This window comes from Xenorhabdus khoisanae (assembly GCF_001037465.1).
GTDB classification, from domain to species: domain Bacteria; phylum Pseudomonadota; class Gammaproteobacteria; order Enterobacterales; family Enterobacteriaceae; genus Xenorhabdus; species Xenorhabdus khoisanae.
In genome coordinates, this window is the sequence record NZ_LFCV01000021.1 from 20,359 (window position 1) to 39,249 (window position 18,891).

The following is an 18,891-nucleotide window of genomic DNA, read 5'->3' on the forward strand; positions in this document are numbered from 1 at the left end:
CTTAATGGTTCCCGTTTGTTTTTAGTTCTATACAATTTCTTGGAGTGAATATCCAATAATGGCTTATACTCATTAATAACTCATCTAATTATGGTGTGCTTATGTGGAACAGCTATCCCCAGAGAGGAAATATGCGGTTATTAGCAAATTTTCTGTCACCAATAGATGCTCACATTATCTTGGGTAGAATGTTATCAGAAGGCATTTTTGCGGTAGTGATAGATGAAGATATCGTATGGAATAACTACATGTGTTCTCAAGCATTTGGAGGGGTGAAACTCCTTGTCCATCATTCTGATATTGAACGGGCAAAAGAGATACTTTTTAAAATTGAAGATAATCAGTATTTTTTAGATGGAAGACAATCGAGTTTAAAAAAAAGAAAATTATCATCATCTCGATACTCTTTTACGATGCTAATAAACACTTTTTTAGTTCTTTCTTTGTTTTTGACAACAGGAATAGCTCTACCTTTAAAATTTAATGATTATTCTTCTCTGTAATTATAATAGCCTGAATGTGCGGATTTTGACGGTGAGAATTCTCAATGTCATGGCGATTTTATATAACAGGGAGGATATCAGGAAAAACAATAAATGGTGCACGTCCGTTATTGGAAATACCTTGTAATAATGGGTGTGAACGCAGTTGTAAGGGGTAGAAATTGCATTCTAATTAATTACTAATTGAAATTAAAAACAAACTTATTAAATCATCATGCATATAGTCTAATAAAAATAAAATCAAAGAAAATACTGGTAATGACAATAAAACTTGAAGTATGATGCTGCGTCTGCAAAATACAGCTATTCATTAAACCCCACTAACAACTGAAAAGGAGAAATTTATCATGATGACAATAACAATGACTCTTTTCAGGCCAGCCCATAGCTAATTACGAAATTAGTTTTTTCAGTATTGCTTGGCTAGGAAGGCCTGACCACACCCTTATTTTTTCATTGATCATAAGGTTGATCTATGGGCAATACTTTGCATTCGGCTGCACCAAACGTACAGCTTATCGTAACAGAAAATACTTGGCTGGAAGGCAAGGCTATCCAGCAACTTGAAACAACAGCACGACTTCCCGAGATGGTCCGCGTTGTCGGCCTGCCAGATCTCCATCCTGGCAGAGGATATCCAGTTGGTGCGGCATTTTTTACACAGTCACATTTCTATCCGGCACTTATCGGGAACGATATTGGTTGCGGTATGGCATTGTGGCGAACAGATTTGACATTGAATAAATGGTCACTGGATAAGCTGGAGAAACGGCTTGGTTCCATTGACGCTCCCTTGGAAGCAGAAGATTTACCTGACGATATACCTGAATATTTTTGCCATTCACCGGGAACGATTGGTGGTGGAAATCATTTTGCTGAGTTGCAGCAATTGGATGAAATTTATCAACCGGAATTGCTCGAAACATGGCAACTAAATAAACAGCAACTTCTGTTATTGGTGCACAGTGGTTCACGTGGTATGGGGCAAATGATCCTTGAGCAACATGTTCGTGAGCATGGGCATAATGGGTTGGTTGCATCAAGTCCACAGGCTCAGAATTACCTTCAGCAACATCAACAAGCGTTGGATTATGCTTGTTTTAACCGACAATTAATTGCTGGAAGAATGCTGAAACGCTGGCGGGCCAACGGAGAGCATTTGCTTGATGTCTCACATAATTTGCTTACGCCATGTACTATTGGCGGTGTTGATGGCTGGTTACACCGCAAGGGAGCAACGCCCGCAGACCAAGGCCCGGTAATTATTCCGGGATCTCGTGGAGATTACAGTTACCTAGTGCAACCGCTACCCAGTGAACAGAGTTTGTTTTCTCTTGCGCATGGAGCGGGGCGGAAATGGATGCGCGGTGAATGTAAGGAACGCTTAAGCGGGCGTTATAATGCTGTGCAACTTTCTCGTACTGCATTGGGTAGCCGAGTTATTTGCTTAGATAAACAGTTGATTTTTCAAGAAGCGCCAGAAGCCTATAAACCTATTGATGGCGTAATGGAAGCTATGTTACAGGCTGGTTTAATTCAATTGGTAGCGCGGCTGAAACCTGTTCTAACATATAAAACGCGGGGAGGCAATGAGTGATATTGTTGCAGATTTCCTCGGCTCAAGGGCCAGATGAATGTATGTTAGCTGTTAATAAGGCGTTGGAGCGATTGATTCAAGAAGCCGAAGAATTGAGCGTAAGAGCGAATATTCTGGAGGAAGAAAGGGGATTGCGTTCCGGTACGTTGCGTTCGGTATTAGTGGCTATTCATGGAAAAAATGAACAACAACTATTTGAGTGTTGGAACGGTACGATTAAATGGATCTGCGAAAGTCCTTGGCGAAAAGGAGCAGGTCGTAAAAATTGGTTTATTGGTGTGAGGCAGTTTGAACCGATGCCGGAAATGAAAGAAAGCGAAATTCGGTTTGAAACATTGAAAGCTTCTGGCCCGGGTGGTCAGCATGTTAATAAAACAGAATCAGCGGTTCGGGCAGTGCATATTGCCAGTGGTATCAGCATCAAAGTACAGTCCGAGCGCAGTCAACATGCTAACCGTCGACTTGCTCATATGTTGTTGGGGCATCGGCTCCAGCAACATCAAAATATGCATCAGGCACAGATCAAAGCAGAAAGACGGATATTTCACCATCAGATTGAAAGGGGAAATGCAGTGCGTACTTTTATCGGAATGAAATTTATTCCACAGAATTGATATATACCTGACAGATTTCAAGTTGTAGCACAGTCAATAAAACAACAATTTGAAAGATAAAGGTATAGATATTAATGAAATAGAGCGACGACATGAGTCAGTCGCTCTATCAGAAGTTTATTTAACCCCCTGAGATAAGGAATGCTTTGTTTGCTCTTTGCAGGCTTTGACTGATTTATCCAACGATTCATCAAAATGGCGGGTACTCGGGAATGCCTGTTTATTTTTTCTGACTTCTGTAACGGTTTGTTTGATAGATGCAATAAACTCATTCTTGTTGCTATGGATCTCTTTAAGATCGAACCCCTTATTGTTTAATTCACTAAAAGCTTTTTGAGCTATCGCATCAGGTGAGTCATTGGTTTTAAATGCTTCGACAGAGACTTTTCCAAACAAATCACAATAGGTTTCTACTGTTTTATCTACATTCGCCTGTGCGGCATAAGAGAAGAATGGGGCAAGGAAAAGTGGCAGTAAAAGACGTTTCATAATTTCCTCTTGATCGACTATACATGATAGTGGTGACAACATTAACAATAGTACATTATTCATTGTTTGCGCCGAATCCCGGTAGAAAATCGGACTTGTTAAATATGCGTTTATTGGTGTTTCTGCGCTACACACTGACCTCTTTTACATAATGCACGGAGTGCCTTAACGGGATCATTCTTACCGTTTATATTGATGCGAGTAAGAAGGTTAACATTTTTGTCAGTAATTTTGAGCGCATCAACTTCCAGATAATTCCCAGATCCTACCGAAAGCTTGGTGACAATTAATTCTTTGGCGCCATCACCGTTGATGTCTGCAAATGTAATCCTGGGTTTATTGTTATCATCAAACACTGAACCGTCACGGGAAAAAATGGCACCAGTTTCAAATTCTGAGAGCTCTTTATCTTTGAAAACAGCGATTGAATAGCTTCCAATTGATTCACTTTCCAGATCACCGACTGATATAACGGCAAATCGTTTATCAGGTAAGTTAATCAATGTTCCATCTTTTGCGATAGCTGGCACTGATAAAAACAGGACGGTTAGAGAAGAAATAACAATATTTTTTAGGCTCTTACTTATACACATAAGCAATACTCCATTGTTTACTATCTTGTTCGACATACTCATAGGGTGAGTTTTATAGAGTAGCACGAATTTTGAAAGACCATATTTTTAGTAAAAGGTGCAATTCGGAACCTATTTGGGCCCAACGCTATAGTGCTTAGTTGTTAGAAATAAAACGTCAGGATATCTGATTTTTGTGGGTCTTTTGGAAATGCCATTCATTAATATAAGGAATGGAAAGATATTTTGTGGTATAGGTTATTTTTGATGTATTTAATGAATTTTATTCAAATAGTGTAATGCTGTGGAGTCAACGGGAGTGGTGACTCCCGTTTCTTTATTAACTTCAACATATATTAAACTCTATGTGCTGTTTTTTTCTATTTTTTCGACAATCTTATTGTACTCTTTCCAAACAACGGATACAGGTGAACTCAAACAGCAGATAGAGATTGAACCGCCTGTTGCAGGATGATATTCATACTTTGATTTTCCTCTATAAACTCTTTTGGGCAGTATGTTGTCCGCGGGGTTTTTTCTTTTGCGCTCTAACATCAATTATAACCTCACTTGCAGATTACCTGATGGCCAGATAGTGGAATATTAACATGTTATTAACTTGCTATTGTGATTTCCTACCGTAAAAATAACAATTGAAAATTTTAATATGGGATGGTGGCTTTTTCCAACTATCACAGTATTAAAATTTAATAATCTCATTTGAAGAAAAATATTGCTATATATTTCCAAAAATATTAGAAATTTCAATATTAAATTTTGTAATTATTTTGTGGTTTTTAATGAATTAGATTATTGCTATGTAAACGATATCACTCAGAGTGACCATCTAAATTTGTTTGGTACATTTGTGTAACTTGGCATCAAGAACTTTTGATTAACACTCTCTTTTTGTAGGGTTATTGCGTTGGTGTTGTTTTATTATGATTGCCATTTAGTTATTCAATAGTTTCTTATTTTGGGTTGAATTGTTAATCAATTAATGCTCCTTACTTATATATAGGAAAGGAAAATTCTCGTATTTATTATTTGCAAAATGAGTCAAACAGGCTTGATATGGGGAATGAGGCATTATGAATACCAAAAGAAATGTTTAGTAACGCTAAAGTAAATGTAAAAAATTCATTAAAAGTTACCCATTGAAATAGATCTTGTGTTACATTCTTTTCGTTTTACTGGCTAGTATCTCTGTGTTTTTTGTATACAGAATTGTATTACCTGTTCATTAATAAAGGAAATTAAGCACAACAAAATTTCGCCGGATACTGCATTATGGTCAGCTAATGTTTTAATTAGTAAGGGGAAAATATCTTGACGGATCCGATTAACTTCATTAACAACATTCTTTGGGACTATGTACTAATATACCTGCTGCTTGGGGTTGGTCTCTACTTCACACTGCGTTCTGGTTTTATACAACTTCGCCATTTTGGCCACATGTTTTCAATTCTGAAAAATAGTAATAAATCAGATAATTCTGGCATTTCGTCTTTTCAGGCTTTATGTACTAGTCTAGCTGCCCGTGTAGGAACCGGTAACTTAGCAGGGGTTGCTATTGCAATTACTGCCGGTGGACCAGGAGCTATTTTCTGGATGTGGGTAGTGGCATTCATTGGTATGGCAACTTCCTTTGTGGAAAGCACGCTTGCCCAGTTATACAAGACGAAAGACGATCAAGGGAATTATCGAGGTGGCCCTGCCTACTATATGGAGAAGGGGCTCAATAAGCGATGGATGGGAGTGTTATTTTCATTCTTCCTTATTATCGCGTTTGGTCTTGTATTTAATGCCGTTCAGGCAAACTCAATTGCGGAAGCGGCTGCCTTTGCCTTTAATATCAAACCTCTTTATGTCGGTATTGTATTAGTCATCATCAGTGGCGTAATTATTTTCGGCGGATTGCGTTCTATCGCACGGGTAGCGGAATTAGTTGTACCGCTTATGGCAGGGGCTTATTTAATACTGGCATTTTGGGTTGTTGGTCACAATATTGAACGCATTCCAGAAGTATTTGCATTAATTTTCAAGAGTGCCTTTGGCCTTCAGGAAGCGATAGCCGGAACATTAGGCTACGGTATCTCTCAGGCAATGCTTCAGGGTGTTCAACGCGGATTATTTTCGAATGAAGCAGGGATGGGTTCTGCGCCAAATGCGGCGGCGTCAGCTTCTCCATATCCTCCACATCCTGCCTCTCAGGGTTATGTGCAGATGTTGGGGGTATTTATGGATACCATCGTTATCTGTAGTGCAACGGCTGTCATCATCCTCTCTTCTGGAGTTCTCAACGAAAACGTCACGGCTATCAGCGGAATTGAATTGACTCAGCGAGCATTGTCATCTGCGGTTGGACATTGGGGAACATCCTTCATTGCTATTGCTATTTTCTTCTTTGCCTTCACATCGATCATTGCTAATTACGCTTATGCTGAAAGCAACATGATATTCCTGGAACGTAACCACACAGCCGGTTTATTCATTCTGCGATTGGCTGCGTTGGGAATGGTGATGTTTGGTTCATTGGCAGAAGTCCCTGTGGTTTGGAATATGGCTAACTTATCGATGGCTTGTATGGCTATTGTTAACCTGATTGCCATACTGCTATTGTCAGGTATTGCGATAAAGCTGGCCAAAGACTATAACCGGCAGAGAAAATTGGGTCAGTTACCAACATTCAATATCAACTCTTACCCAGAAATTCAGCAGCAAGTTGAAAAAGGTATCTGGGATAATGATGCTGAGCATAACAGTGGGAAAGATACTCGTTAGTACTGAAGGGGATATCCCAAGAGATAGATTGAAGATGCCGCTAATAAAGCGGTAACTTGAAAGATGATGGGTAATAGACTAAAGCCGTAACAAGGTATTGCTCATATAAAATAATATTATCAGCCGGGCATTTCGACCATTTCACAAATGCCCGGCTTTTATTTGTTCTTAAAATTATGCTTGAAAGTAAAAAACATCACATCTATTTTAGTTTCATCTACTATATAGTCATCATAACGTTACTTTTTTAAAATATCTGACCAATCATGATAAGAATATTAATAGCATGCGTGTTTATCACTCTGTTGATTGGCTGCTCTTATTCCCCTGAGCGTGAAGACAGAAATAGTCATATCGTTGATCATTCCTACCCTTATTCAACTAAGCAACCTATTGATTCAGTTGATTTCCTTGTTTTGCATTATACGGCTTTGGATGATAGACGCTCTCTACAAGTATTAACGGGAGGAAAGGTCAGCGCGCATTATCTTATTCCCTCTCAACCAAAGTATGAGAATAAAGAGCCGATTATTTTTCAATTGGTTTCAGAAAAGGAAAGGGCATGGCATGCGGGAAAAAGTGAATGGGATGGATACCAAAGTCTAAACCGCTATTCTATTGGTATTGAAATTGTTAATTGTGGATTTAAGCAACACTTTATCAAAAAAGAGTGGTGCTTATATCACCCATCACAAATTGATGCAGTGATTCGATTGGTAAAAGATATTACTCAGCGTTATCAAATTAAGGCTGTGAATGTTGTTGGTCATAGTGATATAGCACCACTTAGAAAAGAAGATCCCGGGCCTGTTTTCCCGTGGCAATTACTTTATGAACAAGGGATCGGTGCTTGGCCTGATCATGTGACAGTCAATAAACATTTGGCCGGTAGGGCTCCTGATGTGCCAGCATCAGTAATATCAATACAGAAAGCCTTGGCTCATTATGGCTATAGCATCCCTCAAACGGGTTTACTGGATGATGCAACCCATAAAATTATCCAAGCATTTCAGATGCATTTTCGCCCGTCAGATATCAGTGGCAGTCCCGATGCAGAAACGGAGGCGATTGCTTTGGCATTGGTCGAAAAATATCGATAACCGTGTATGCTTAATGTACCGGAAAAGAAAAATACCAAAATGTTATTTAGCAAAAGGGATCGTGAGGGATCATGCAGGAGCGGCCATTGAATGGCCGCTGAAGATATTAAGTTTTATGATTCGCAGTTGTAAGTCAGGTGCAATGGAAGTTTAACTTCAAGTTCAATATCTATACTTTGGCGAAAATCATAAGGTGTAATGCCATATTCTTTGCGGAACATATATGTGAAATGGGATTGAGAACCGAAGCCGAAATCCAGGGCAATATCAAAAATTGGCAATGAACTGTTTCTCAGTAGGGAAACCGCGCCAGCCAAGCGTCTCTGGCGAATGTATTTGCCAAGCGATATTCCTGTGACTTCTTTGAATATTTTCTGCATGTGCCAAAGTGAATAGCCAGAGTAAGCAGCAAGCTCTTCAAGATGAATAACACGGCCAAGATGGTTTTCTATCCATTTACTCAGTGCGCATACAAGTGCTAAGTGGTTATCTTGTGGCATTACAATTTTAAATTGGTTGAAGGTTGGGAAAGTATACACAACTTCTTTTCAAGATGACAAAATCCATCATTGCGAGGCTCAGTAATGACTGAACTAAAATTTGAATGTTTTATCATATAAAACCCTTCATTATATTTGATTATAACATTAACTACAATGAAATTATTCTAAGGTGGCCTAATTGAATATGAAAGTAATAGTATTAATTTTGTGCTTGATATTAGTATGCCTATTTTTGTATTTACTGGCACTGGATGTACATTGTGAGCAAGGCACCGTACACGGTGTTCAAGACCATGGTCATGGACAATTCGAATTAGGTATTTGCTCTATTACCCGATATTTACCTTTTTGATGAGCATCCTAATCATTTTCCTGCTTGCATGTGTGTTAACATACACTCGTGGTATTCATTCTTTGTAAATGATGTTTTAATATCCACCTGATTCTAATTAACAGACTAAATATCGCGTTAAATCAGGGAATAACCCAATTATTACAATAATTGAAGTAATTTAGGTTCGACAAATTTTGTGAGAATTGGGAGGTAGGTGGATTTTTTACGCTACTCAGGTCTAAGAGCAACAAATAAAATGGCTTTTAATGAGACAAGTTCCAAGCATCGCAAAAAGAGGACTAGATGGCAGGACAACAAGAACAACAAACCACGCTTAAGCGTGGTTTAAAAAACAGGCATATTCAGCTTATTGCCCTCGGTGGTGCAGTAGGAACAGGATTATTTCTGGGCATTGCCCAAACGATAAGAATGGCCGGCCCTTCGGTACTTCTCGGATATGCAATTGCTGGGTTTATTGCATTTTTGATTATGCGCCAGCTAGGGGAGATGGTCGTTGAGGAGCCTGTAGCGGGGTCATTCAGCCATTTTGCTTATAAATACTGGGGAAACTTTGCTGGTTTTTTATCGGGCTGGAATTACTGGGCAATGTTCATTCTGGTCGGAATGGCAGAGTTAACCGCCGTTGGTATATATATCCAATATTGGTGGCCAGAAGTTCCGACATGGGTTTCTGCTGCAATATTCTTTGTACTGATCAATCTTGTTAATCTGATTAATGTTCGGTTATACGGTGAAACCGAATTTTGGTTTTCTATCATCAAAGTTACTGCAATTATCGGCATGATTATCTTTGGAAGCTACTTACTGATTAGCGGTAATGGCGGCCCACAGGCAAGCATAACCAATTTATGGCAGCAGGGCGGTTTTATGCCAAATGGGGTTACTGGCCTGATTATGGCGATGGCGGTAATCATGTTTTCATTTGGTGGGCTGGAAACTGTGGGAATTACTGCGGCGGAAGCGGAACATCCTGAGAAAAATATACCAAAAGCAACCAATCAGGTTGTTTATCGAATTTTGCTGTTTTATATCGGTTCACTGGCTATCTTGCTTGCACTTTACCCTTGGCAAAACGTAGTAGAAGGTGGTAGCCCATTCGTTTTAATCTTCCATGATCTGGATAGCTTTTGGGTAGCGAATATTCTAAACGTGGTGGTACTGACGGCTGCATTATCTGTTTATAACAGTGGCGTGTATTGTAATAGCCGAATGTTATATGGTTTGGCTAAACAAGGTAATGCCCCCCGCATCCTGACACAAGTTAATAAACGCAGTGTACCTGTCTTGTCCATTGGTTTATCGGCCTTAGCAACATCGATTGGTGTGTTGATTAACTATATTATGCCCGGTAAGGCATTTGAGCTGCTGATGTCATTGGTGGTGACAACGTTGGTCATTAACTGGATTATGATTTGTTTTGCTCACCTGAAATTCCGAGCGGCTAAGAACAAAGACGGTGTTAAAACCCAATTCCGGGCATTATGGTATCCATTCGGGAACTATCTGTGTTTGGCATTCTTGGCGTTCATTCTCATTATTATTCTGATGATGCCGCCAATTCGTATTTCAGTTATTCTGATGCCATTCTGGATTGGTGTATTGTGGGTAGGTTACTTGGTGGCTAGATCAAAAAAGCAAAGAAACGAGTAAACTAGCTATTAATCCATTCAGCATGTTTTTCAGCCGGGTATGATATCGATATCCGGCTGATTATTATTGTCAGTACCAATATTACAAGCATAGTGATATATGAAAACCAACTGATAGAGAGAATTTTTGATATATACCTAATGGATTTCGATATATTAGCTTACTTACCATTGCCAACGTAACCAGCTAAACAGCACATTACCGTTATTGTATGTACCGGGAATATAGGTTGATTGAAAAGAGAGCCTATTATACTCAATGGAAAAAATCGGTAATGGTATGGGCAAGGGAATATATTGATAATCATGACGTGCTGTAATACTAAATGTAAACCCTCCACCCACTCTGAAACTATCAGGGCCATTAGGGACCCACATTTTTTGAAACCCATAGCCAATAATAGGCTCAAGACGATTATGTGAGTCCATAAAAACCATCGCATACAAAGAGTGCCAATCGTTATCTTTATCGTAATGAGATTTGCCGTAACCAAATCCCCAGGGCATTTCGTTGTATTTATCTGTTTTTTCCTTATCATAGGTAAAACGGTTATGCCATGTGATTACGGGTAAATAAATATCATTATCTGGTGAATCCCATGTTAATAAAATATTACGCCTGAATTTTTCCCATAATGCAGAATAAGCGTATTTATAGCCTTTTTCTGATTCTTCCCGCGGTACAATCCCATGCTCTGGAATGTTACCTGAATAGGCTATTTCTGATGAGATAAATAATGTTATTGGCAGAACATATGATGCGGCTAAATGCAACTTCATTTTAAACTCCAACCACTCTAATTTCAGTAAGCTGTATGGAATCAGTTTATCATTAGATAGAATAGTAGATTTTTAGCAATCAATATTATAATTGAATAATATTTAATAAATGATAAACAAAAAGTAAACTGGTTATATGTAGTATACTTATATTGTATGCTTCAACAAACAGGTGCGAAATTAGCCATTATTTTATAGTCATCTAAAATGGAACTTCGGGATAACTATAACTCTCTGATCTACCCTGTGGCAGACGTAAAAAACAGCATTATATATTAGATTAATTAAAGTTGTTTCTTGGGTTAAAATTTTCTTTTTGTATTTATTCATGAGGTTATGTAACTTAAAGATTATTGTGTAATTTCAAATTGGTATGGATGTTAAGCATTTTAAATATGTGCGTTGGCTCCAGCACCTGAAAAAAATGGCTTGCGATTATATAAAGAGTATGTGATAAAACACATGGGTAAACGAAGTTCTATTTTGTTAATAAATAACAGCAACCAATACTGGTTTGTTTATTTTTATGCCAGTCGGCTAATAAAGTGATTCAAAGGAAATTTTTGAAATGGCAAAAATCACTGGTACTGTGAAGTGGTTCAACGAGTCTAAAGGTTTTGGTTTTATTACTCCAGCTGATGGTAGCAAAGATGTATTTGTACATTTTTCTGCAATTATGAAAGATGGGTTTAAAACATTGTCTGAAGGCCAACAAGTTGAGTTTGAAATTCAGGATGGTCCTAAAGGCCCTGCTGCTGCAAACGTCTCAGCTTTATAGTAATAAATTTATTTTGGCTGGTATTTAATTACTGGCTAAATATATTATTGTCAGTCTGGTTTTATTGTCTGATAATAAACTATTGCAAATATCACTCTATTGGGATACTAATAGAGTGATTTTTATTTTGACTCGGGGCGTTCTTTATTGAGCTGAGAAGTACCCGTATTACCTGATCTGGATAATGCCAGCGTAGGGAAGTCATGGTATCTCCTATTTTGATATCTGCTTTTCTTTGGCTGGTGATAGGAGTCACCATAATGAGAATTAACTCACTGACTATCGCAGGGACAGATCCCAGCGGTGGTGCCGGCATTCAGGCCGATTTAAAAACTTTTTCCGCGCTTGGTGCTTATGGCACGACTGTGATAACTGCACTGGTTGCTCAAAATACAATGGGCGTACAATCAGTTTATGATATCGATCCCCTCTTTGTTGCTTCCCAACTTGAATCTGTACTTTCAGATATCAGAATAGATAGCGCCAAAATTGGCATGTTATCGAATGCTGCCAATGTCGCGATAGTGGCTGAATCATTGCGCCGTTATCCTATCCCTTACATCGTATTGGATACTGTTATGCTGGCAAAAAGTGGTGATCCGCTATTATTACCGGAAGCCGTTACGACAATGGTAGAACAGTTACTGCCAATTGTTTCTTTGATTACCCCGAACTTACCTGAAGCCGCCGCCATACTGAAATGCGACCTTGCCAAGACAGAAGCTGATATGTTGCAACAGGGGCGTGAATTGCTTTCAATAGGATGTCAGGCCGTTTTATTGAAAGGAGGCCATTTGATCAATGCGGCGGAAAGCCCCGATTGGCTGTTTACTCTTGAAGGCGAATGGCGTTTTACTTCAACCCGGGTGAATACACGGAATACTCATGGTACAGGTTGTACTTTGTCTGCCGCACTTGCTGCATTGAGACCCCGTTATCCTGATTGGCAAAGCACGTTGCCTGTTGCAAAAATGTATTTGCAAAATGCGCTTGCACAGGCTGATACCCTCGAAGTTGGTCGGGGAATAGGGCCAGTCCACCATTTTCACCAGTGGTGGTGAATAATGTGGATGCTCGCTTGTTATTAAATGATGCACTTGTATTAAATAATGGGGATATTTGTATCCCCATCTTGAGTATGAAAGATGAAAAAAGCAGGATTACGCGATTGTGATCTTTTTGTCGAGATAAACATCCTGAACGGAGTGGATTAGCTCAACGCCTTCTTTCATTGATTTCTTGAATGCTTTGCGGCCAAGGATCAACCCCATGCCCCCGGCACGTTTGTTGATGACAGCGGTGCGGACTGAATCACTCAAGTCGTTATTGCCGGAAGCGCCACCAGAATTGATTAATCCAGCGCGCCCCATGTAGCAGTTAGCAAGTTGATAGCGAACGAGATCAATCGGGTGTTCAGTGGTCAAATTGCTATAAACACGTTTATCAGTATGGCCAAACCCAATAGCAGTATAGCCACCATTGGTTTCAGCCATTTTCTGCTTAACGATATCAGCACCGATTGTTGCTGCCAGATGATTTGCCTGGCCCGTTAAGTCGGCGCTGGTATGGTAATCAACCCCATCTTTTTTGAAAGCGGAATTACGCAGATAAGCCCATAACACAGTAACCATGCCTAGTTCATGAGCGCGTTCGAAAGCGGCAGAAATTTCTTCGATTTGACGACGTGATTCAGGAGAGCCGTAATAGATTGTTGCACCGACCGCAACTGCCCCCATGTTAAATGCCTGTTCGACACTGGCATACAAGGTTTGGTCATATTGGGCTGGATAGGTCAACGTCTCATTATGATTTAGTTTCACCAAGAACGGAATTTTATGGGCATAACGGCGAGAAACTGATGCCAGCACACCATAAGTTGAAGCAACACAGTTACAACCTGCTTCGATCGCCAATTCAACGATATTTTTGGGATCAAAATAGAGAGGGTTGGTGGCAAAAGAAGCACTCGCAGAATGCTCAACGCCCTGATCTACCGGCAAAATTGAGAGATAACCAGTGCCTGCCAGACGACCGTGATTCATTAAGGTCTGCATGGAACGTAGAACAGTATTGGGTCGATTATTTTCGATCATCACTCTATCGACAAAATCTGTACCGGGGAGATAGAGATTTTCACGTGGAATGGTATTGCATTGATGTTGTAATAAACTTTCAGCGTCTTTTCCTAACAACTTAGCGATATCAGTCATGATTAACTCCAGTTTGCAAAAGGCGCTGCTGATTGTTGTTGATATTTATATTGATCACAAGGTAAGCAGAAAGGGAAACCGTAGTGGATCGCTTCAGTTAATACAAAACTTGTTAAAATTTAATCATTCTGCATGACAGTAAAGTAAAATAATACTTATTTGGCATGATGATAAATAACCATTAGGCTATTCTGTAATTGAATAAATTGAGCGGTGTTTTCTTAAAGTTTCCTTCATTAAACTGAAGGAATCCAGATGATATTTATTGCTATATGATTTCATTGCTGATAATAAATAACGTTACCAGTTTCTGATTAATATGCATCCAATGAGAAATTGAAAAACATTAAACTAATTTATACTTTTGAATTGATATGCTTTTTATAATTGATTGAATTTATTGCTATTTTTATTTCTTTGTATAAAAGAAAAGGCCAGCCCAAGGGAGATTGAGCTAGCCAAGGAGGTGGTTCCTAGTCTTACAGTAAAACTTTTTTAGTTCTTAGTTTTTCAAAGCTGATAATACGAGAAATAAAATGGTATTGATGTGATCTGTTTCTAAAAAAACAGAAGAATTTCTTTAAAAACTTATTTCGAATTATTTCACTTGAAATTCTTGTGAATGAGGAGCTCTGGTATTACCGCTCTTTAAATGTCGGACAAGTAAAGCATAATTCAGATCAATTTCTTCAGGAATTGGGAGATAAACGATATGCCCATCACCGGGCGCTACTTCCACTGACTGACCTTTCTTATTTGTCATGGATTCTAACGTAAAATTAATATTGCCTGATGGTGTCATGAGTTCCAGTTGATCTCCAACAAGAAACTTATTCTTCACGGCGACTTCAGCCAACCCGCTGATTCGGTTGCCAGTAAGCTCACCAACGAATTGCTGAGTGTCTGATACCGAATAGCCGTATTCATAAGTCTGGTAGGCATCATGGGTATGACGACGCAGGAAACCTTCTGTATAGCCACGGTGTGCCAGACCTTCCAGAGTAGTCATGAGAGTGGGGTCGAAAGGTTTTCCGGCAACGGCATCATCAATGGCACGGCGATATACCTGAGCTGTGCGGGCACAATAATAGAAAGATTTTGTACGGCCTTCGATTTTTAATGAGTGAACACCCATGTCGGTCAATCTTTCCACATGCTCAATCGCACGTAAGTCTTTAGAGTTCATGATATAAGTGCCATGCTCATCTTCAAATGCTGACATGTATTCGCCCGGGCGCTTGGCTTCTTCGATCATGAATACTTTGTCTGTTGGAGCACCTTGGCCCAATGTGGGTTCAACATTCTTGACAGGGATAGGCTCGTGCATATGAACGATATTACCGACAGTATCTTCTTTACCTTCCTGAACATTGTATTCCCAGCGGCAGGCGTTAGTGCACGTTCCCTGATTGGGATCGCGTTTATTGATATAGCCTGATAACAGGCAACGGCCAGAATAGGCCATGCAGAGTGCGCCATGGACAAAAACTTCAAGTTCCATTTCTGGTACTTGCTGACGGATTTCAGCAATTTCTTCCAGTGAAAGTTCACGGGAAAGAATGACACGCGTCAATCCCATTTGCTTCCAGAATTTGACCGTAGCCCAGTTAACCGCGTTTGCCTGAACCGAAAGATGAATATCTATTTCAGGAAATGCTTCGCGCACCATCATGATTAAACCCGGATCGGACATAATCAGCGCATCAGGTCCCATTTCCACAACAGGTTTCAAATCACGGATAAATGTTTTCAGTTTTGCATTATGTGGTGCGATATTGACGACGACATAAAAACGTTTACCTAATTCGTGGGCTTCTTTAATGCCTTGAGCCAACGTTTCATGGTTAAATTCATTATTGCGGACACGCAGGCTATAGCGGGGTTGCCCGGCATAGATAGCATCAGCCCCATAGGCAAATGCATAACGCATGTTTTTCAAAGAGCCGGCAGGAGAAAGTAATTCTGGAGTAAACATATTCTTAGCATTCTCGGTCTGAGTTCAAGTCAGCCCTTACCCTATCATCTTTATCATTACTAAGGGTAAGGTTAAAGGGTGGGGGATTTTAGCGCTTATTCCGTCATTAGCACAAATATATTATTGTCCCGGAAGGGGGGCTAGGGATGATTTCTTCTGAGACTACTTTAGTCACCAGAACAAGTTAGCCTGCATTGGTTATAAATTGAATTACCGAATATGGTTAAAGAAAAACGCGCCACTGATACGGCGCGAGTCATTAATTGTGTTTGGTCAAATCACGAATACTTTCTGTCGGCCCGGTTTTCATGACCGATTGTATACATTTCTTCATGCTGTCTTCATTAGCATAAAGTTCACTGACACCAATAACCTGATGATTGCGAGCTTTCAGGACAAAATAAGACTTACCCGACTTATTTTTTCTCACTTCATGGCGGGTTTTATCGGGAGAATTGACCCGTACAGAGTGAATACCTTTATTGGCGGCAGCCTTAGTGGTATACATTTCACTGCTCAAAATAATATCACCGTTTGCCGCCACCAGAGTGAAGTAAAATTGCCCGTTCTTTGCTTTCTTAAGATCATAATGTCCAGTAGCCATAAGAAATTCTCCTGATTGGGGAATTATCAGCTTAATTTTAGCTTGAATTTTGTACGGCGAAGTGGTTTGGCAAAAAATTTATTTGTAGTGTAGTAGTAACTTGACGTTAGTTCATTAAAACGAACATAGAGCTGCTTTGATGTTGATGGAAAGAGGCTACATGAATATATTACAGTAAAATCTTATTCAGAAATAAATATACCCAATGGATTTCAAGTTGCGTCGCGGCGGCAAGGGAACGAATCCCCGGGAGCATAGATAACTATGTGACTGGGGTGAGTGAGTGCAGCCAACAAAGAGGCAACTTGAAAGACGAAGGGTATAGACTCTATTTGAATAATAAACCCATTAATTTACCCTTGAATTAGGAACTCCCTATGCCGGCAGCTATCTGGGCTTTAGCCATCGCAACATTTGGCATTGCTACAACTGAATTTATTGTCGCTGGTTTACTTCCTGAAATTGCAACGACATTTAGTATTTCAATACCAACTGCGGGGTATATGGTAACCAGTTATGCACTTGGTGTCTTTGTTGGAGCACCGGTTCTGATTATCTTGGGAGGGCATATTGAAAGAAAAAAGATGCTTTCCATATTAATGATATTATTTATTATCGGGAATGCATTGACTGCTTTTTCATCGACATTTTATCTGGCAATTATTGGGCGCATTGTTGCTTCCCTTACTCACGGTGCTTTCATGGGAATAGGGGCTATTATTGCCGCTGAACTGGCACCAGAAAATAGAAAAACCACAGCTATCGCATTTATGTTTAGTGGAATGACACTGGCCAATTTGGTCGGAATACCGTTTGGGACATGGATAGGAAAAGAGATTTCTTGGCGTGTCACTTTTGTAATAATTACTGTGATTGGCATCATTGCGTTGGCTGGAATTTTAAAGTTATTACCCAGATTCGCTCAGAAAACGCCTGTCAGTATCAGAAAGGAATTGTTGGCTTTTACGAATATCCATGTCCTACTGGCGATGGGGATTACCGTTTTAGGCCCTGCTGCATTCTTTACGACGATTACCTATATTTCCCCACTCATGGTTAATATTGCCGGTTTCTCTGAGAGTGCAATCACATGGGTCCTTCTGGTGTTGGGGTTAGGATTTTTCTTTGGCAATATCGTTGGTGGAAAGCTTGCAGATAAGGCAATGATGCCATTGCTGTATTGGACATTGGGGCTGCAATCTCTAGTGCTGTTTATTTTTTGGTTATATGGAGCGAATCCATTCATTGCTTGTTTGAGTATATTTTTCATGGCGGCGCTTGGTTTTGCTACCGTATCGCCAATCCAGCGTCTGGTGATGGATAAAGCACAAGAAGCGGGTGCAGCTAATTTGGTTTCCTCAGTCAATATTGGTTTTTTTAATCTGGGTAATGCAGTCGGCGCATGGCTGGGTGGTGTGATTATCGCATCTAATTATGGTTACACAGCCCTCAATTTTACAGGGGGAGTATTAGCTTCTATGGCATTGTTATTAGCTGTAATTTCAGGCTTTCTTGCTTATAAGAAAAATCGTGTGACTTGTTGAAACAAAACCGACTTGTTGAAACAAAACCGACTTGTTGAAAAAAACCCGAATTGTTGAGGCAAAACCGATTGCCGTGAATATTGTCACATCAAACGACAGATCTCGGCTTCCCAACGATAGCCCAGGCCATAAATTGAACGAATAAAAGATTTATCTTCATCCAATTGTTCTAGCTTTCTACGCAAGTTTTTAATATGGCTATCAATGGTACGATCATTCACGATGCGATGATCATCATAAAGATTATTCAATAGCTGATCACGGGAAAAAACACGCCCCGGTTGGCTGGACATAATCTTAAGCAAACGAAATTCAACGGGTGTCAGTTCAAGCACCCGTTCAAGATAACGTGCCTGAAAGTGATTTTCATCTATCGTCAGCGCACCTTGTTCGCTGACGATATCTTGCGGGCGATAACAACGGCGCAGGATTGTTTTTACTCTGGCTACCATTTCCCGTGGGCTATACGGTTTGCAGATATAATCATCAGCCCCAATTTCCAATCCGAGAAGCCGATCAATCTCTTCCGTTTTTGCCGTCATTATTACAATCGGGATATCAGAAAACTTACGAATTTCCCGACAGACCGATAACCCATCAAGACCGGGTAGCATCAGATCAAGCAAGATAATATGGGGTTGATATCTTTGAACATGATCAATGACTTCATCACCGCGTTTCAGCCATTCAGTTTGATAATCTGCCGATTGCAAATAATCAACCAGCAGCCGTCCCAACTTCGGTTCATCTTCAACGATGAGAACGGTATATTGTGTAGAATGTATACTCATTGCGTTTCAAGTTCAGAGTGTTTCATGTTCAAAGTGTTTCAGG

18 protein-coding genes and 1 riboswitch are annotated in these 18,891 nt (G+C 39.8%); of the genes, 10 read left to right on the forward strand and 8 right to left on the reverse strand.

What is annotated here, in order from left to right:
* Nucleotides 1-101: 101 nt before the first annotated feature.
* From AB204_RS03785 to prfH, 3 genes are all read left to right on the forward strand, one after another.
* Entirely contained in the window at nucleotides 102-503 is a 402-nt protein-coding gene (locus AB204_RS03785; protein ID WP_047962053.1) for a putative signal transducing protein, read from the forward strand.
* A 475-nt stretch (nucleotides 504-978) separates the two neighbouring features.
* The gene (locus AB204_RS03790) at nucleotides 979-2,100 is read left to right on the forward strand and encodes an RNA ligase RtcB family protein (RefSeq protein WP_047962054.1); all 1,122 of its coding nucleotides are present in this window, start codon (nucleotides 979-981) and stop codon (nucleotides 2,098-2,100) included.
* Nucleotides 2,097-2,714: a peptide chain release factor H gene (gene prfH / locus AB204_RS03795; RefSeq protein WP_047962055.1), complete on the forward strand. Its 618-nt coding sequence runs from the start codon at nucleotides 2,097-2,099 to the stop codon at nucleotides 2,712-2,714. Before AB204_RS03790 ends, prfH begins: the two co-directional genes overlap by 4 nt.
* 117 nt (nucleotides 2,715-2,831) lie before the next feature.
* Here the strand turns inward: prfH and AB204_RS03800 are convergent, their stop codons facing one another.
* Together AB204_RS03800 and AB204_RS03805 are read right to left on the reverse strand one after the other, a co-directional pair.
* Nucleotides 2,832-3,203 carry a hypothetical protein gene (locus AB204_RS03800; protein WP_047962056.1) on the reverse strand — a complete coding sequence of 124 codons (372 nt, stop codon included), beginning with the start codon at nucleotides 3,201-3,203 and terminating at the stop codon, nucleotides 2,832-2,834.
* Nucleotides 3,204-3,313: 110 nt separating this feature from the next.
* Nucleotides 3,314-3,796 (reverse strand): PliI family lysozyme inhibitor of I-type lysozyme, encoded by a 483-nt coding sequence (locus AB204_RS03805; RefSeq protein WP_047962057.1) that lies wholly within the window; start codon nucleotides 3,794-3,796, stop codon nucleotides 3,314-3,316.
* A gap of 1,308 nt (nucleotides 3,797-5,104) precedes the next feature.
* On the opposite strand from AB204_RS03805, the gene AB204_RS03810 reads away from it, so the two are divergent.
* A complete protein-coding gene (locus AB204_RS03810) occupies nucleotides 5,105-6,559 on the forward strand; it encodes an alanine/glycine:cation symporter family protein (RefSeq protein ID WP_047962058.1) in 1,455 nt (484 codons plus the stop codon).
* A 269-nt stretch (nucleotides 6,560-6,828) separates the two neighbouring features.
* Nucleotides 6,829-7,659 carry an N-acetylmuramoyl-L-alanine amidase gene (locus AB204_RS03815; RefSeq protein ID WP_235428019.1) on the forward strand — a complete coding sequence of 277 codons (831 nt, stop codon included), beginning with the start codon at nucleotides 6,829-6,831 and terminating at the stop codon, nucleotides 7,657-7,659.
* A gap of 113 nt (nucleotides 7,660-7,772) precedes the next feature.
* Here AB204_RS03815 and AB204_RS03820 read toward each other — a convergent pair whose 3' ends face one another.
* Nucleotides 7,773-8,159, reverse strand: a complete 387-nt coding sequence (locus AB204_RS03820; RefSeq protein ID WP_047962082.1) for a helix-turn-helix domain-containing protein — start codon at nucleotides 8,157-8,159, stop codon at nucleotides 7,773-7,775.
* 187 nt (nucleotides 8,160-8,346) lie between these two features.
* On the opposite strand from AB204_RS03820, the gene AB204_RS21150 reads away from it, so the two are divergent.
* Both AB204_RS21150 and AB204_RS03825 read left to right on the forward strand, forming a co-directional pair.
* Complete coding sequence (locus tag AB204_RS21150; protein ID WP_072061384.1) at nucleotides 8,347-8,514, forward strand: PhoP/PhoQ regulatory lipoprotein MgrB; 168 nt, start codon at nucleotides 8,347-8,349, stop codon at nucleotides 8,512-8,514.
* A gap of 285 nt (nucleotides 8,515-8,799) precedes the next feature.
* Nucleotides 8,800-10,167 carry an amino acid permease gene (locus AB204_RS03825; RefSeq protein ID WP_047962060.1) on the forward strand — a complete coding sequence of 456 codons (1,368 nt, stop codon included), beginning with the start codon at nucleotides 8,800-8,802 and terminating at the stop codon, nucleotides 10,165-10,167.
* 164 nt (nucleotides 10,168-10,331) lie between these two features.
* Here the strand turns inward: AB204_RS03825 and pagP are convergent, their stop codons facing one another.
* A complete protein-coding gene (pagP, locus tag AB204_RS03830; RefSeq protein ID WP_084728519.1) occupies nucleotides 10,332-10,946 on the reverse strand; it encodes a lipid IV(A) palmitoyltransferase PagP in 615 nt (204 codons plus the stop codon).
* A gap of 568 nt (nucleotides 10,947-11,514) precedes the next feature.
* Between pagP and cspE the strand changes: the two genes are divergently transcribed.
* The gene (gene cspE, locus AB204_RS03835; RefSeq protein WP_047962061.1) at nucleotides 11,515-11,724 is read left to right on the forward strand and encodes a transcription antiterminator/RNA stability regulator CspE; all 210 of its coding nucleotides are present in this window, start codon (nucleotides 11,515-11,517) and stop codon (nucleotides 11,722-11,724) included.
* Nucleotides 11,725-11,847: 123 nt separating this feature from the next.
* Nucleotides 11,848-11,940: riboswitch (TPP riboswitch) on the forward strand.
* A gap of 44 nt (nucleotides 11,941-11,984) precedes the next feature.
* On the forward strand, nucleotides 11,985-12,785 hold the full coding sequence (gene thiD, locus AB204_RS03840) for a bifunctional hydroxymethylpyrimidine kinase/phosphomethylpyrimidine kinase (protein WP_047962062.1): 801 nt from the start codon (nucleotides 11,985-11,987) through the stop codon (nucleotides 12,783-12,785).
* A gap of 99 nt (nucleotides 12,786-12,884) precedes the next feature.
* Here the strand turns inward: thiD and fbaB are convergent, their stop codons facing one another.
* The 3 genes from fbaB to AB204_RS03855 all read right to left on the reverse strand — a co-directional run bounded on the left by fbaB (nucleotide 12,885) and on the right by AB204_RS03855 (nucleotide 16,513).
* Complete coding sequence (gene fbaB, locus AB204_RS03845) at nucleotides 12,885-13,934, reverse strand: class I fructose-bisphosphate aldolase (protein WP_047962063.1); 1,050 nt, start codon at nucleotides 13,932-13,934, stop codon at nucleotides 12,885-12,887.
* A 598-nt stretch (nucleotides 13,935-14,532) separates the two neighbouring features.
* Nucleotides 14,533-15,909 (reverse strand): prephenate-dependent tRNA uridine(34) hydroxylase TrhP, encoded by a 1,377-nt coding sequence (trhP, locus tag AB204_RS03850; RefSeq protein ID WP_047962064.1) that lies wholly within the window; start codon nucleotides 15,907-15,909, stop codon nucleotides 14,533-14,535.
* A 259-nt stretch (nucleotides 15,910-16,168) separates the two neighbouring features.
* Nucleotides 16,169-16,513: a YegP family protein gene (locus tag AB204_RS03855; RefSeq protein WP_047962065.1), complete on the reverse strand. Its 345-nt coding sequence runs from the start codon at nucleotides 16,511-16,513 to the stop codon at nucleotides 16,169-16,171.
* A 377-nt stretch (nucleotides 16,514-16,890) separates the two neighbouring features.
* On the opposite strand from AB204_RS03855, the gene AB204_RS03860 reads away from it, so the two are divergent.
* Complete coding sequence (locus tag AB204_RS03860) at nucleotides 16,891-18,057, forward strand: MFS transporter (protein ID WP_047962066.1); 1,167 nt, start codon at nucleotides 16,891-16,893, stop codon at nucleotides 18,055-18,057.
* An 83-nt stretch (nucleotides 18,058-18,140) separates the two neighbouring features.
* On the opposite strand, the gene baeR is transcribed toward AB204_RS03860, so the two are convergent.
* Nucleotides 18,141-18,848, reverse strand: coding sequence for an envelope stress response regulator BaeR (baeR, locus tag AB204_RS03865; protein ID WP_047962067.1), 708 nt, complete (start codon nucleotides 18,846-18,848; stop codon nucleotides 18,141-18,143).
* Nucleotides 18,849-18,891: the final 43 nt, after the last annotated feature.

Bases quoted from the DNA above. Each gene is read 5' to 3' on its own strand.
- AB204_RS03785 (WP_047962053.1), top strand. From the start codon at position 102: ATGTGGAACAGCTATCCCCAGAGAGGAAATATGCGGTTATTAGCAAAT.
- AB204_RS03790 (WP_047962054.1), top strand. From the start codon at position 979: ATGGGCAATACTTTGCATTCGGCTGCACCAAACGTACAGCTTATCGTA.
- AB204_RS03800 (WP_047962056.1), bottom strand. From the start codon at position 3,203: ATGAAACGTCTTTTACTGCCACTTTTCCTTGCCCCATTCTTCTCTTAT.
- AB204_RS03805 (WP_047962057.1), bottom strand. From the start codon at position 3,796: ATGTGTATAAGTAAGAGCCTAAAAAATATTGTTATTTCTTCTCTAACC.
- AB204_RS03820 (WP_047962082.1), bottom strand. From the start codon at position 8,159: ATGCCACAAGATAACCACTTAGCACTTGTATGCGCACTGAGTAAATGG.
- AB204_RS21150 (WP_072061384.1), top strand. From the start codon at position 8,347: ATGAAAGTAATAGTATTAATTTTGTGCTTGATATTAGTATGCCTATTT.
- AB204_RS03825 (WP_047962060.1), top strand. From the start codon at position 8,800: ATGGCAGGACAACAAGAACAACAAACCACGCTTAAGCGTGGTTTAAAA.
- pagP (WP_084728519.1), bottom strand. From the start codon at position 10,946: ATGAAGTTGCATTTAGCCGCATCATATGTTCTGCCAATAACATTATTT.
- cspE (WP_047962061.1), top strand. From the start codon at position 11,515: ATGGCAAAAATCACTGGTACTGTGAAGTGGTTCAACGAGTCTAAAGGT.
- thiD (WP_047962062.1), top strand. From the start codon at position 11,985: ATGAGAATTAACTCACTGACTATCGCAGGGACAGATCCCAGCGGTGGT.
- fbaB (WP_047962063.1), bottom strand. From the start codon at position 13,934: ATGACTGATATCGCTAAGTTGTTAGGAAAAGACGCTGAAAGTTTATTA.
- trhP (WP_047962064.1), bottom strand. From the start codon at position 15,909: ATGTTTACTCCAGAATTACTTTCTCCTGCCGGCTCTTTGAAAAACATG.
- AB204_RS03855 (WP_047962065.1), bottom strand. From the start codon at position 16,513: ATGGCTACTGGACATTATGATCTTAAGAAAGCAAAGAACGGGCAATTT.
- AB204_RS03860 (WP_047962066.1), top strand. From the start codon at position 16,891: ATGCCGGCAGCTATCTGGGCTTTAGCCATCGCAACATTTGGCATTGCT.
- baeR (WP_047962067.1), bottom strand. From the start codon at position 18,848: ATGAGTATACATTCTACACAATATACCGTTCTCATCGTTGAAGATGAA.